Origin of the sequence: Denitrobacterium detoxificans (assembly GCF_001643775.1) — a bacterium.
In the GTDB taxonomy this organism is placed as follows: Bacteria; Actinomycetota; Coriobacteriia; order Coriobacteriales; family Eggerthellaceae; genus Denitrobacterium; species Denitrobacterium detoxificans.
Genome location: NZ_CP011402.1, coordinates 2182811 through 2197436, shown reverse-complemented (window position 1 = coordinate 2197436; position 14626 = coordinate 2182811). Strand labels below are relative to the sequence as shown.

Annotated in this window: 10 protein-coding genes and 1 riboswitch; of the genes, 7 read left to right on the top strand and 3 right to left on the bottom strand. The window is 61.0% G+C overall.

Annotated features, from left to right (window positions below; translation table 11 throughout):
• Positions 1-39 precede the first annotated feature (39 nt).
• The 4 genes from AAY81_RS08925 (at position 40) to AAY81_RS08910 (ending at position 4935) form a co-directional block, all read left to right on the top strand.
• Positions 40-474 (top strand): potassium channel family protein, encoded by a 435-nt coding sequence (locus AAY81_RS08925; protein ID WP_066664148.1) that lies wholly within the window; start codon positions 40-42, stop codon positions 472-474.
• Entirely contained in the window at positions 458-1741 is a 1284-nt protein-coding gene (locus tag AAY81_RS08920; protein ID WP_169815813.1) for a chloride channel protein, read from the top strand. Before AAY81_RS08925 ends, AAY81_RS08920 begins: the two co-directional genes overlap by 17 nt.
• A 102-nt stretch (positions 1742-1843) precedes the next feature.
• Positions 1844-3328, top strand: coding sequence for a C39 family peptidase (locus tag AAY81_RS08915; protein WP_169815812.1), 1485 nt, complete (start codon positions 1844-1846; stop codon positions 3326-3328).
• Positions 3329-3330: 2 nt separating this feature from the next.
• Entirely contained in the window at positions 3331-4935 is a 1605-nt protein-coding gene (locus tag AAY81_RS08910) for a TerB N-terminal domain-containing protein (RefSeq protein WP_066664144.1), read from the top strand.
• Between the two features lie 6 nt (positions 4936-4941).
• Here the strand turns inward: AAY81_RS08910 and AAY81_RS08905 are convergent, their stop codons facing one another.
• Complete coding sequence (locus tag AAY81_RS08905) at positions 4942-6915, bottom strand: SEL1-like repeat protein (RefSeq protein WP_066664141.1); 1974 nt, start codon at positions 6913-6915, stop codon at positions 4942-4944.
• A 245-nt stretch (positions 6916-7160) separates the two neighbouring features.
• Between AAY81_RS08905 and AAY81_RS08900 the strand changes: the two genes are divergently transcribed.
• Both AAY81_RS08900 and AAY81_RS08895 read left to right on the top strand, forming a co-directional pair.
• Complete coding sequence (locus AAY81_RS08900; RefSeq protein WP_066664139.1) at positions 7161-8507, top strand: ATP-binding protein; 1347 nt, start codon at positions 7161-7163, stop codon at positions 8505-8507.
• 1 nt (position 8508) lies between these two features.
• The gene (locus tag AAY81_RS08895; RefSeq protein ID WP_066664137.1) at positions 8509-10890 is read left to right on the top strand and encodes a DEAD/DEAH box helicase; all 2382 of its coding nucleotides are present in this window, start codon (positions 8509-8511) and stop codon (positions 10888-10890) included.
• Positions 10891-10979: 89 nt separating this feature from the next.
• Here the strand turns inward: AAY81_RS08895 and AAY81_RS08890 are convergent, their stop codons facing one another.
• Positions 10980-11834 (bottom strand): TIGR02452 family protein, encoded by an 855-nt coding sequence (locus AAY81_RS08890; protein ID WP_066664135.1) that lies wholly within the window; start codon positions 11832-11834, stop codon positions 10980-10982.
• A 215-nt stretch (positions 11835-12049) separates the two neighbouring features.
• Positions 12050-12140: riboswitch (glycine riboswitch) on the top strand.
• Positions 12141-12240: 100 nt separating this feature from the next.
• Here AAY81_RS08890 and AAY81_RS08885 point away from each other — a divergent pair.
• Entirely contained in the window at positions 12241-13677 is a 1437-nt protein-coding gene (locus AAY81_RS08885; protein ID WP_066664133.1) for an alanine/glycine:cation symporter family protein, read from the top strand.
• 107 nt (positions 13678-13784) lie between these two features.
• Here the strand turns inward: AAY81_RS08885 and AAY81_RS08880 are convergent, their stop codons facing one another.
• The gene (locus tag AAY81_RS08880) at positions 13785-14423 is read right to left on the bottom strand and encodes a lactate utilization protein (RefSeq protein WP_066664131.1); all 639 of its coding nucleotides are present in this window, start codon (positions 14421-14423) and stop codon (positions 13785-13787) included.
• Between the last annotated feature and the right edge of the window lie 203 nt (positions 14424-14626).

Genomic DNA, 14626 nt, shown 5'->3' with positions numbered 1-14626 from the left:
CGGGTATAATATGCGCAAAGCAAGGACAGGAGTGTTCTCATGTTCAAATATGGCCTCATACGTGCGGTAATGCAGCATTCCGGATTGAACCGGGCTGTTGTCGGCTTCGCCGTGATTTTTCTGCTTTGCTCGGTGCTAGTGTGGCTGTTCGAGCCCGCCATTCCCACGCTGGGCGATTCCATGTGGTACTGCTTCGAAATCGTGAGCACCATTGGCTTTGGGGACATAACCGTTTCCTCTCCCTTGGCGCGTGTCGTGTCGGTGCTCCTGAGCGTTACGAGCGTTTTCGTTGTCGCTGTGCTCACGGGTGCGGTGGTCAGCTATAGCCAAGAGCTTATGCATGCTCGCAAGGGGGAGAGCGTGGCGGTGTTCATCGATCGCCTCGAGCATCTTCCCGATTTGTCCAAGGCCGAGTTGCAGGAGCTTTCCGACCAGATCAAGCGCTTGCGTAAGCGGAATGGCAATGAACGATAGCCGTCCTTTGGTGGGGGAGTACGGCGCGTCGCCGGAAGGTGCCCCACGTATAGCGGGTATATGCGCCCTGATTGCGGTATCGCTGGTCATGGGGCTGGTGGTGGGCGTGCTGGTCTCTTTGCTGCTGCGCGTCATGAACATCGGCGTCACCTTCATGTGGGATACCCTCCCTCGTGCGGTGGGCGCGTGGTGGTTGCCCCTGCTCGTGTGTCCCGCAGGGGGTGCGCTCATAGGCTACGTTTCGAAGCGCACGCATGCCGCCCCGCAAGAGCTGAGCGAGGTTTTCGCCCGGGTCAAAAGCGAGGGCGGATATACCTTGGAGCGCCCATTCGCCACGGTCGCGCTGTTTCTCCTGCCCCTGATGTTCGGTGGCTCCATCGGCCCCGAGGCGGGGCTTACGGGCATTATTGCCGCGCTCGTCACATGGATTGGCGATTCTCTGCGCCGCGCGGGCCTGGGGGCGAAATCCCTGGCGGACGTCACGGTCTCGGCTACGCTTACCGCGGTGTTCGGCGCCCCCTTTGCGGGCATTGTCGCTGCGCGCGAGGCTATGTCGGGCGAGCCGAATCCGCGGTTGTTCACGTTTCGGCGTGTCGTGAAGGTAGTTTTGTACGTTGCCGCAGCAGGGGGCGCTTTCCTGGGTCTGTGGCTTGCATCCCTCATGTTGGGCCAGATGGGTGGCCTGCCCCGATTCGATTCCTTCGCGTTTGACGTTGCCCAGTTGCCCTGGGCGCTGCTGTTTGTGGTGGTGGGGTACGCGCTGGGCGTGGAATCGCATCTGGCAACGCGGCTCGCCCATCGTGTAGGCGCGCATGCCGAAGAGCGGCCGGTGCTGTTCGCCGCGCTCTGCGGCCTGGTCTTGGGCGCGCTCTACCTGGTCTTGCCGCTGACGCTCTTTTCGGGTGAAGAGCAGTGTCGTGAAATTGCGCAAACGTGGGTGGGCCTACCCGCATGCGTGCTTGCCGCAACGGCCGTTCTGAAGTGCGCGGCAACGCCGCTATGCATTGGCGCGGGCTGGCGAGGCGGCACCATCTTCCCGAACATCTTCACGGGCGTCGTGGCGGGCTTTGCCCTGGCGGCGCTTACGGGGGTAGACCCCCTGTTTGCGGTTACCGCCACGGCTTCGGCATTCATCGGAGCAACTACGCGCAAGCCCCTGCTCGCGGTCTGCCTGCTGCTTCTCTGCTTTCCGTTGCAAAGTCTGCCCCTGGTTGTGGTGGCGGCGCTTCTGGGGGCGAAGATTCCCTTGCCCCTGCGCGCGGAATAGGCTGCATTCTCATCCTGCGGTGATGCTTTGTTGCCGCGTTCGCAGGATGCCGTTGCCCCATATGCGTGCGGTATACTTGCGAAATGGATTAAGGAGTGTATGGTGCCCGATTTCTCTTCGCATAGTCTTTCGCGTCGCAGGTTCGTTTCCCTGTGTGCCGGTGCGGCGGTTGCCGGGTCGGCTGCGCTTGCCCTGCCGGGGTGCGTGGCGAAGTCAGGGTCGAGCAGCAATGGCTCGCGCGCGTCCAAGAGCGCGAATCTTTCGCGCTACATCAGTCTTACGGTGTGGCGCGGCGCGAACAAGCTCGATCAGGGTACGTTCAGCGGTCTTACGCTCGATGCTGCGGGGCATGCTGTGCTCGATTCCACGGCGGTGCTCGACGTGCGTACGCTTTCCGACGACTACGCGAAGAAGCCCGTCGACATCGACTTCGAAGTGGGTACGTGGATTTCCCCCGAATTGGAGCTTTCCTTCGGTGCGACCGAGCTCATGGCGTCGTGGGGCGCTACCATCCCCGCAGGTTGTTGGCTCGAAATCGAGGTGCGCGGGCGCCGCAAGGATGGCACGCTCAGCGATTGGCTTGCGCTTGCTCGTTGGAGCGGCGCGGCCGAAGGCGAGGATGGCGCGCTGAGCAGCTATTCGGTTCAGCAGTCTTCCGAGGCCGGAAGCACGTCCGCCTGCGTGTTCGAGGCGGCGGAAGAGCGCCGGCTCTATAACGTGCAGATGCGCGCGACGCTTATGCGCCCTCTGGGCGAAGACGCCGCGCCCTCCCTGAATATGGCCAGCCTGGTGGCTACCTTGTTCGATGAGGATGCCGAGCTGTCCGAGTATGCGGGCGAAGGCGGCATCGACCCCATCGACGTACCCCAGTACTCCCAGGTGCGCGCCAGCGCGACTGCGGCGGCGGAGGGCCCCGAGTTTAGTGCCCCTGCTGCGTGCGCCATGCTTCTGGACTGGTGGAATGCCGGCCCGTCCGAGGACGAGCTTTCTGCCTTGGGGTTTGCGTCCGATCAGCGGGTTGCATGGGCCGCCGCGCATATGGTCGACGCTCAAATGCAGTCGTACGACACTTCCGTATTCGCTACGTCGCTGTGCGCTTCGCGGGGCTTGGTGGCCTACGCTACCCGCCTTTCGGGTTTGGCTCAGCTGGAGCAGGTGCTCGAGTTGGGCGTGCCCGTTGCCGTTCAGCTGAACGTCACGTCGGGCAACGTACCCGACGCCGGCTACGAAGCGGCGGCGCACGCCATGGTTGTGTGCGGCATCGACGATGAGGGCAACGTTATCGTGAACGATCCGGCCGGAGTTGCCCCTGCGCTTTCAACCGTTGCTGCCCAGCAGGCGGCTTCCGCTGCCGACCAGGGCATTGCCTCTAGCGAAGAGCCAGTTGCCGAAGGCGGTGCCGAGTCGCCTGAATCCGCATCTGCCTCTTCGGACGAAGCTGCCGAGGAGCCCGCGACCGCTTCGAGCCAGGCGGGAGATGTGCATCGCACGTATCCGCGCGCCGACTTCGAAAGCGCGTGGCTCAACGATTCCGCGGGCGTGGCGTGGATCGTCCATTCCGCAGGCATCGCCGTGAACGTTGGGTAGTCATGGAACGGGGTTTCAATCCCTCGCAGCACGATCGCATCCGCGCTTTGCGCGATGAGCTTTCCGCTCGGCTGGGGGAGCGTTCCGCGTTTAGCGATACCGTCTATTCCGACCAGCCCATACTCATGACTGCGAATCAGCTTTCGCAGTTTGTTCCTAGCGAAGTGCGTCGGGTGCGCGAAATGGCGAAGGATCCCGATTTTCGAAGGCTCACGGTCACGGAGCGCTTTGTGCGCGAGGCGGAAGTGCTCGCTGCGTGTTCCGACGAGTTTGCGGGCAAGGCGGAATTTAGCCACTACTACCCAACGTACGACGATATGAACAACGACCAGCTGCGCACGTATCTCACGTGGCGCGCGCGGGTTCGTGCGGGAGACGTACAGCCAACGTCGTTGTCGTATGCGTTCGTGTATCTCTACGAGCTCATTAACCAAGTGGGCGTGGATGATGCGCGCGCCGGCTTCGACCAGCTTGTCGCATTTGGCGATGCGTATCGTGCGCTCGACTTCGCCATTGGGCGCTATGTGGACGAATGGGCTGACGCATACGTTGTCTACTACGATTTGCCATCGAGTCTGCTGCGCAAGCTTCCGATGCGCTTGGAAGACGAGGCGCGGCTTACGGTGATGCAGTGGGAGGGCGCTTCCGATGACGAATTGTATGCGGCCCTTACGCGCTTCTCGGCGTATCGCGTGTCCGCGTCGGCGTTTGTTACCGAGCATGGGGACGATTATCGCAAGGTTGCGGTTTCGGTGTTTCGGGTGGTGGCTCGGCATCATACGAAGCTTTCGCGTACCTTGCCCGACCGCTTGTTCGGGAATCGCAAGCCCGTTATATACCAGCCGTTCAATCGCGCCATTTTCTCCGACCCTTTGAAGCGTGGGGACTATCGTTATCGCATTGGGCCCATCGACCATGTGTATTGCCGCGCGGGCGCGTGGACGCGCGTGCGCTATCCCGCTCCGCGCAAAGCGAAGACGTGGATAGGCGATTTCCTGAAAACGGTGGATGCCATCATGCGCCAGGAGTATGGCGATACGCGCGAGCTGGCGGCTCCCGTGAGCACGAAGTACATCGTCGAGGCGATCCGCGACGAAGCGCGCGAACTGCTTCGCGCTCGTCGCGAGGCGCAGGAGCGCGCGGTTCACATTGATCTGGGCAGGCTGGACGCCATCCGTGCGGCGGCGGACGTCACGCGGGATCGTCTGATCGTGGAAGAAGAGGAGCTGGACGCGCTTGACGTGCGTGTTGCGGGTACCGGCGCGGCGGCGGAGGCACAAGCGCATGGTACTGCAGCCGAGGTTGAGGCCCAGTCCGCAGAACCCGCGCAAGAGCGTGCGCTCGAGCGGGCCCTCGAGTCCGACGATGGGGCTCAAGGCGCACCATGTGGCCTTTCTTCCGACGAGCAATCCTTTTTGCGCGTGCTCTTGGAAGGTGGGTCGGTGCGCGACTTCCAGCGCACGCATGGCGTCATGGCTTCGCTTTTGGCTGAATCGGTGAACGAGAAGCTCTTCGACGAGTTTGGGGACATCGTGGTGGATGCGGCAGCGGAACCGCCCGAACTTATCGAGGACTACGTGGATGACGTGCGGGAGCTGCTGGGCTAGCGCTGCCTAGTGCCCGCCGATGGCCAGGCGCTCTACGTGCCGATAGCTTGCCGCGTCGAGCATCATCTCGTTGTTCGTGCAGCTGATGAGGTCCACGACGCGCGCGATCTTTTCGACCCCGTTTACTTCCACTACCACGAGGCAGCCTTTGGTGGCGGGCAGGCCATCGCAGAGGTAATCGTATGTCTTGCCGCCACGCGTGAATTCCACGCGTGCGAAGGTGTGGCGCCGCGCGTTCCAGGCGCCTTTCCAGTCCACGCGGAAGCGATAGCTCTTGCAGGCAATGCGGGCGATAACGCGCCCCTCGTGCAGGAACTCGTAGCATGGCGCACCGTTCTTCTTGCCGCAGGGGCGTAGCGCGTCGGCATGGAAGTGGCTGCCCTCCCGAAGCTGCAGGAACCGTATGTCGCGGCCCTCCTCCTCGATGGTGGCGTGCAGCTTGCAGTACCCATGGCAGGGGTGCGTGACCAGCACGAAGTGCGCTCGTTCCTCGTCGGCTTTCGGTATGCGCTTCGCGGTGAGCGCGATTCCCTTCTTGGTGCGTTCGATGACCACGTTCACCACGTAGCCGTTTTCGAATGTCTGCAGGAGGTGGTCGGGATGGTGGCTCTTCAGGAATTTCGTGGGTGCCGCATCGGGGAATTCCATGCGCAGTTCGGCGAGCTCGTAGTCGATGTTCGCCGCTACGATGGCGTCGCCGTAGTGCGACCCGTTGCGTGCGCGCTCGCGCAATGCGCATGCCGCCTGGGTGATGAGCTCGTAGGCGTGGAAGCGGTCTTGCGCCACGTGCAAGCCGTCGCGGTAGGCGTTGCTCATGCGCAGGGCCGCGTCAGCGAAGTTGTTGTCGGGGTTGCCCGACGTGAAGTCTTCCATATTGCGCGAGAACGCCCAGGTAAGCAGGTTGTATGCGGCCAGGTGGTTTTCGGGAACGCCCTTGCCGTTCATATACATGTCGGCTAGCTTGTATGCCGATTCGCGCACCATGCCGAAGAAGCCGATGCAATAGTAGCGAAATGCCAGGTCGTATTGAGGTGCGCCGTCGTTGCAGCGGCCATAGTAGAACAGGTAGCCCAGCGTATTGGCGAAGAAGCGCTTCTTCTCGTCGGAGATGTCCTTGCGGTCCATGAGCTCGAGAAGCAGGTCGCGCGCCGTAACCCAGTCGCATTCGTATGCGGGGCTGCCTCCGTAGCACGAATATGCCTTGCGCTCCATGGCGCCGGCATGGCCCTCCATGCAGAGCTCTTCCAGGATGCGGCGGTATTCTTCGTGATGCAGCTTGTCCATGTTGGCCAGCTGCGCATCGGTGAGGCCCATGACGTATGCGGTGCGCGCGGCGCGCGACCACAGGTAGGGCTTTACGCGGTCGCCCTTTCCGCTGCGAAAGTTGTGGCAGTCGGAAAGGATGCGGTCGTAGTCCAGGAACGAGGTGTCGTTGCCAGCAATTTCCCCCGTGGTCACCGCGTAGACGATGTCGTTGTAGCACGTACGTAGCAGGTAGAGCATGTCCGCCTCGGAATGGGGCGGCAGTTCGCCCTTGCGCTCCAACGCGCGTTCGTGCTCGCGTTCCGAAATGAAGACGATGGCGTCGCGTAGCTGGCTTTTCTTGGCGTAAGGGTCGACCCATCGAGCGAAGCTGGCGGCGTCGAGCGCGCAGTCGCGCATGTTGAAGAGCGCGCGCATGGCATCATCGAGGGTTACGTAGCAGGGCTCGCTAACCTTGTATCCAGCAAGCGGATTGCTGCCGGGAGCGATGTCCTCAAGGGGTATTTCGAAGCGGTAGTACGCACGGAGGCTCTTTGTCGTCACGCTGAGCGGCTTTATGTATGTAATCTCGTCGATTGCGAAGAGCTTCGGGGCGTCGGGTCTGCCGTTTTCGTTGTAGAGCAGGACTTTTGCGGTTCGCTTGTCGGGAAAACCGCGCACGACGCCATGACGCCCGCCAGGCGTAGACACCGCGTCTCCAATGCGGATCTTCCTCATAAGCCAAAACCCCTCTTGGCCCCCATTACTACATTCGTTGTATCAATTATATCTGTTGCCGTGGGGGCATTGCAAAGCCCCCACATGCGGTGGGAGGGCGGCGATCGTTACGCAATAGCTGGTTTACGGGGCGTAATGCAGCTTGCTCGGCTTGCGCGTAGTCGAAAATGGTGTTCTTTCGCACACGTTTTTTCCATGGTATGATGCATGAAAAGTAGAACACTTGTTCGGAAGGAACGCTCGGCATGAAGAAGGCGCCCAAGCGCATTGCCAACACCATTATCAACGCGCTGAAGGGCGGCGTCGTGCCGCGCGTGGGCTTGCCGTACATTGCCGTGGGCCGCGATGCCGAAATCGATGCCCTCCTGCACGATGTCGAAATCATCCAAGATGGCGGCGCTACGTTCCGCTTCGTTGTGGGCAAGTACGGTAGCGGCAAGAGCTTCCTACTGCAGACCATTCGCTCTTACGCCATGGATCGCAATTTCGTGGTCATCGATGCCGACCTTTCCCCGGAACGCCGCTTGCATGGCGGCCAGGGGCAGGGGCTTGCCACGTACAAGGAACTCATACGCAACATGTCCACGAAGACGCGCCCCGAAGGTGGTGCGCTCACGCTTATTCTCGACCGTTGGATTTCGGGCGTGCAAAGTGCCGTGGCTGCGGAATCGTCGCATGCCGTGGGCTCGCCCGCATTTGCCGATGCGGTTGAAGCGCGCATTCACGAAACGGTGGGCGCTCTTTCCGAAATGGTTCACGGGTTCGATTTCGCGCAATTGCTCGTTATGTACTATCGCTCGTACGTGGAAGATAACGACGAAACGAAGGCTCGCGTGGTGAAGTGGTTCCGCGGCGAATACGCCAACAAGACGGAAGCGCGTCGCGAACTGGGCGTGGGCATTTGCATTACCGACGACGATTGGTACGAGTACGTGAAGCTCTTCGCCTGCTTCCTGAAGCAGGCGGGGTATGCAGGCATGCTCGTGCTCATCGACGAGTTGGTGAACATTTACAAGATTCCCAACGCCATCTCGCGTCAGTACAACTACGAGAAGATTCTCACCATGTATAACGACACGCTGCAGGGTAAGGCTCGCTACCTGGGCATTATCATGGGTGGCACGCCCCAGGCGGTGGAAGATCGCCGGCGTGGCGTATATAGTTACGAAGCCTTGCGAAGCCGTTTGGCGGAAGGCCGCTTTGCCGGCGCTCAATACAAGGACATGCTTGCTCCCGTCATCCAGCTCGTGCCGCTTTCGTACGAGGAACTGCTTGTGCTGGCGGGGCGCCTGCAGGACATTCATGCGGGCCTGTTTGGCTATGAGCCCACCCTTTCCGACGAAGACTTGGCCTTGTTCATAAAGACGGAATTCGAGCGCGTGGGCGCCCATACGCACATCACCCCGCGCGAGGTCATTCGCGATTTCATCGAGCTGCTCGACATCTTGCACCAGAATCCGGGCATGACGTTGCAGGGGCTCATGGAATCCGATGCATTTGCCGCCCCCACGACGGTTGCGCCTGCGTTTCCTGCTGCTGGGGTGGCCGCTGGCGAACGCACGGCGTCCGATTTCGCGGAGTTTAGCTTGTAGCATGGACGCATTCTCTCGATATGCCCCGTTCATTCAGGATTTCATCTATCGCAATGGATGGGATTCTCTGCGTGGCGTTCAGGTGGCTGCTGCCGATGCCATCTTCAATACCGATCAGAATGTGCTGCTGGCGGCGTCTACGGCGTCGGGCAAGACCGAGGCCGCCTTCTTTCCCATGCTCACGCTGCTTCAGGAGCAGCCGTCCTCGTCGGTTGGCATTATCTACATTGCCCCGCTGAAAGCGCTCATCAACGACCAATTTGGTCGGTTGAACGAGCTATGCGAAGAAGCGGGTATTCCCGTATGGCGCTGGCATGGCGATGTCTCCAGTTCGCGCAAGGCGAAGCTGCTGAAGCATCCTGGCGGCGTGCTCCAGATCACGCCCGAATCGCTGGAGTCCCTGTTGCTGCGTAAGCACAACGCCATTCCTCACCTGTTTGGCGATGTGCGCTTTGTAGTCATCGACGAAATCCATTCGCTCATGCGCGGCGACCGCGGTGGGCAGACCATGTGCCTGGTGGAGCGCCTTGCGCGTACGGCGGGCGTGCAGCCGCGTCGCATTGGCCTTTCGGCCACCGTGGGCGATCTGCAGCAGGCGGGGCGTTTCCTGGCTGCGGGTTCAGGTCGCGATACGGTGGTTCCGCGCATTAGCGACCAGGGGCAACGCTGGCGGCTTTCCATGGAACACTTCTATACGAGCGACCGCCAGGCGGTCGACGACGATGTGGCGGGCTCCGACATTTCCATGGCTCCTGCATTCGACCTGGAACTGCCATCGGGCGACCAGGCTCACCTTGCTGTTTCCAGTGCTCCCGCTGCCCAGGCTGCGGGCTATGTGTTCGAGGCTCCTTCCGACGTTGCCCCCGCTGCGGCAGATCCGGGCGTTGGCTACGTGTTCGAGCATACGCGCGGGCGCAAATGCCTGGTCTTCGCGAATTCTCGCGAGGAAGCCGAAGCGGTCACTACTACGCTGCGCTCGTATTGCGAGGCCCAAGGCGAGCCCGACCGTTTCCTCATCCACCATGGCAACCTGTCTACGTCGTATCGGGAAACGGCAGAAGATGCCATGCGCGACGAGAGCCTGCAGCTCACCACCGTTACCACCGCCACGCTCGAGCTGGGTATTGACATCGGGCGGCTGGAACGTGCCTTTCAGATCGACGCCCCGTTTACCGTGTCGGCGTTCTTGCAGCGTATGGGCCGTACCGGCCGCCGGGGACAGCCCAGCGAAATGTGGTTCGTCATGCGCGAAGACCGCCCCGAGCCTCGTGCGCTGCTGGGCGAAACCATTCCGTGGAAATTGCTGCAGGGCATCGCCCTCGTTCAACTGTACCTGGAAGAACGCTGGGTGGAGCCTCCGCGTCCCCATGCGCTGCCCTTCAGCCTGCTCTACCATCAAACGCTTTCCACGCTTGCTTCGGGTGGGGAAATGACGCCCGCCGAACTGGCGGGTCGCGTGCTTACGCTCTCTCCGTTTCGCAACGTTTCCGCCGAAGACTATCGCGTCTTGCTGCGTCATTTGGTGGAAACCGACCAGGTACAAGTTACCGAACTGGGCGGCCTTATCGTGGGGTTGGCGGGCGAGCGCGTGGTGAACAACTTCCGATTCTACGGCGTATTCCAGGAAAGCGAGGAATACACCGTGCGCAGTGAATCGCAAGAGCTGGGCACCATCGTGCAGCCGCCGCCCATGGGAGAGAAGATTGCCATTGCGGGGCGCACGTGGCTGGTGGAAGAAGTCGACCATCATCGCCACCTGGTGTATTGCACGCTCGTGAAGGGGCAGGTTCCCGCGTACTTCGGGGAATGCCCGGGCGATATTCACACGCGCATCCTGGAGCGCATGCGCCAAGTGCTCCAGGAGGATGCCATGTATCCCTACGTCATGGGGAATGCCCAGGCCCGTTTGCGTCAAGCGCGCGCCACGGCTCATGCCGCTGGCATGCTCGAGCATCCGCTTGTGAACCTGGGCGGCAACATGTGGGGGCTCTTCCCCTGGCTGGGCAGCTATGCGTTCCTGGCGCTCGAACGCTTTCTGAAGCGCATTTGCGCCGACGAGTTGCATTTGAAGGGCCTCGATTCCTCGCGTCCCTATTTCTTGCAGTTCCGCATGGATGCTTCGGAAGAGGAATTCTGGCAGGTGCTGGCGCGCCATGTAAGCGCGGGCTTTTCGCCTATGGACCTGCTGTATGGCGGGGAAGTGCCGGTATTTGAAAAGTACGACACGTACGTGCCCGACGAGCTCATTCGCAAGGGCTTTGCCTATGGCGTGCTCGACGTGCAGGGCATGGTTGCGCGCGTGTGCGAATGGACGGGCGCTGTGCCACATTCCACGTTTGGCTTGCCGGGCTGGACGGGGCAGCTGCCCCAGGGGTCCGAATAATCGCTTCTTGCCGTTCCATGCGCGTGGGGCGATATACAAAAAGCGGCCTCCTCCATGGAGACCGCTTTGCTGTTTAGTTGCGCGCTGAGCTAGCGGAGGGTAATGCCTTCGGGCAGGTCGATGGTGCGCCAGTCTTCCGTGTCGCGTTCCTCTTCCTCCGTGGCGGCTTGCGGCTCTTCTTCTGCGGGTTGAGGTGCCCCGAATGCTGCTTCGAATGCCTCGATAGCCGAGCGCGGAACGGCGAATACTACTTCCTTGAACGCGCCCGGATGCGCGTCGATCCACGTGCGATAAGTTTGCGCCACGAATGCCGGGTCGTTGCCGTACGAGCCGCATCCGAACGCCCCGCACACGAGGGTCTCAATGCCCTGTGCAGCGGCTATGCGCAGCTGCGCTTCGATGCGATTGGCCAGGTTGGCATCGCATTCGCGTTCTGAACGGTGGTTTTCCAGGGCGCGCGTGCGGTTGGGTGCCGCAATGGCCACGACCGATGCCTTCTTCATGACGCCGTTGCGCACGAACATCACGTCGGGCAGGAACAGCGCGCGGTCGGTGAAGAGCATGCTGCATTCGTAGCCGCGGTTGCCGTCGAAGAACGTCTTCTTACACCCCTGCAGAATGGGGTAGAGGTTGCTATCGGCGCAAAGCGCTTGCTCGGGGCCGAAGGCGCCGTCTTCGTAGTTGCCGCCCGGACGCGTGAACGAGCATGCGTCGATAACGCCCGTCTTGCTCTGCGAGTCGAACACGACTGTTGCGGGGAAGGCGCTGCTTACGCGCGTCGCGGTGGATTCGAATGCGGGCTCGGGCAATTCGAGCTCGCGTCCTTCGCCGTCTTCGTACACCACGGCGTTGGCGATACTTTCCTTCGTCTCGCTGCCGAAGACCGTCTTCACGAATGCTATGTGCTTGGCTGCTTCTTGCTGGCGTTGTTCTCTGGTGGGCATAGCAACCTCGTTTCTTCCCAGGTCAATCGTGTGAATACAGGCGTGATTATAGCACTCGGGGTGTTGCGTGGCGCTTGCCGGCCGCGCATTGGAGCCCCTGCTTTGTCAGGCTTTCCTTATTTTCGAAAATTCTCGTTGTACTTTAGCGTGCGATAGTCTATAGTGACCTCACCATCTTTCCGGTGAAGCCTTTGGAATCGCAAGAAACCGAAGGTCGAGGAAACTCTGGAGAATCTCTTTATGAGTGCCGAAGGTGCAAGGCTGGAAACGGCTCAATCTCTCAGGCAAACGGACAGAGCGTACACAAAGATGGCGGTTACGGGGTGAACTCTAACCGCTTCTTCGGTGCACATAAGGACCTTCTCGGTGGCGCAAGGTGTCGCGAAAGAAAGAAGGTTCATCTCTTATGGAAGCCGTGCTGCTCCCAATCGTGGAAACGATCAATTCGTATCTCTCGAATTACATCCTGATCATCATGCTCATTGGCGCGGGCTTGTTCTTCACCGTGAAGACCCACGCCGTGCAGTTTCGCTGCTTTGGCGAGGGCTGGCGTCGCATGTTCGGCGGCTTTAGCCTGCGTGGCGGTAAGTCCAAGAGCGGCATCAGCTCGTTCCAGGCGCTGGCTACTGCCGTTGCCGCCCAGGTAGGCACGGGCAACATCGTGGGCGCTTGTGGCGCCATCCTCATCGGTGGCCCGGGCGCTATCTTCTGGATGTGGATTATCGCCCTGCTGGGCATGGCCACCAACTACGCCGAAGCCGTGCTTGCGCAGAAGACCCGTCGCGTCGACGAAGACGGTACCGTGCATGGCGGCCCTGCGTACTACATCACCACGGCGTTCAAGGGCAATGGCGGCAAGATCCTGGCTGGCTTCTTCGCCGTGGCCATCATCCTGGCGCTCGGCTTCATGGGTTCCATGGTGCAGTCGAACTCCATCGCCAGCACCATGAGCACGGCATTCGCCATCCCCACCTGGGTCGTTGGCGTTGTCATCGTGATCGTTGCCGGCGTCATCCTCATTGGCGGCCTTTCGCGCATCGCCTCCGTCACGGAAAAGCTCGTGCCCATCATGGCCGTGCTCTACCTGCTGGGCGGCCTGGTCGTGCTCATCATGAATGCGGGCAACATCATCCCCGCCTTCCAGCTTATCTTCGAATGCGCGTTCAACCCGCAGGCGAGCATGGGTGGCGTGACGTTCGGCATCATCGCTGCGCTTTCGCAGGGCGCCAAGCGCGGCCTGTTCAGCAATGAGGCTGGCATGGGCTCCACGCCTCATGCGCATGCCATGGCAAACGTGAGCGATCCTCACGATCAGGGTGTCGTTGCCATGATCGGCGTATTCGTGGACACGATCATCGTGGTTAGCATGACGGCCCTGGTTGTTATCAGTACGCTGTACGTGGGCGATGGCGCGCTGGCTCAGGCATTCGCCTCCGCCGCCGCTGGCAGCGATCCGGCCGACGTTGCTGCGTTGGTGGGCCTCGATAAGACGAACATGGCCCAGGCTGCGTTCAGCTCGTTCTTCGGCTCCGGCTTCGGCAATGCGTTCGTGGCCATCTGCCTGCTGTTCTTCGCGTTCTCCACGATTCTGTCCTGGAACCTGTTCGCTCGCCTGAACGTGGAATACCTGTTCGGCAAGAAGGGCGTCATCCCGTTCTTCGTTATCGCCCTCGTGTTCATCTTCATGGGCTCCATCCTCTCGAACGACCTGGTGTGGGAGCTGGCCGACATGTTCAACCAGCTGATGGTTATCCCCAACGTCATCGCGCTCATCGCGCTTTCCGGTGCCGTTAGCGCATGCGCCCTTGCCCACGGCAAGAAGAAGGACGCCAACCAGGATTAATCGCCGTCATTGCGTGCGTTCCTAGCCTGAAAGCCAAGCGGCCCGCTCAATCGAGCGGGCCGCTTTCGTTATGCCTTGTAACCGAGTTCCGGCGTGTGCGCTGGCCGCTAGTAGCCCAGCTCTTCGCCTACGAGCACCACGGTGATGCGATGGGGCTCGCGGCTGTGACGCGTGATGACCTCTTGGCAGCAGATGGTGTTTGCGCCGTGGCAATCGCCGCAGGCGCCCGTTGCCGCGCACGGTGTGGGAATGTTCAGGCGTACGCAGTTCGGGGGCGTGGCCTGGTCGTGGATGCGCTGCAGCGCGGAAGGCACGTCGCGCGTCATCTTGTTCATGCTGGTGACCACGATAACGTGCGCGGGGCCCGCCACCAAAAAGCACAGACGTGTCCCCATGCCGTCGATGTTCACCAGTTCGCCGTCGCGCGTGAACGCGTTGGTGCTCATGAGGAAGTAGTCGGCCATCATCTGCTTGCTGAGCATGATACGCGGGTCTTCGCCGGGGCCCTTGTCCGAGCGGTCGATAATGTTGTAGTTTCCTTCGCGAACGGCGTCGAGAATGCCCGCCTGTTCGATGGACATCGAGCCGCCCCACGTGACGGACGAGCCGCTGGGCATGAGCTCTAGAACGGCGTCTTTCGCTTCGGCGGCGGTGTCGCAGTAGAGTGCGTCGATGCCGCGCCGGGCGAATTTCTTAACGAGGGTTTGCGAAAGATTTCGATAGTACGAACGCTTGTGGTCGTCCATGGATTTCCTTCCGTTGGAATGTCTGCCCGCCCATGCTAGCACGGGGCCGTATGGGGGAATGCAAGTGCTACCCAGAGGTTATTTTTCCCGAGGAACGTGCTCTCTTTCGTACGTTGCCGAAAGAGAGACGAATTTGATCAAAATGTCTATTGACGGTACGCGAACAGCGTGAATAATACGTGTTACGGATTAGTCTAATGTAA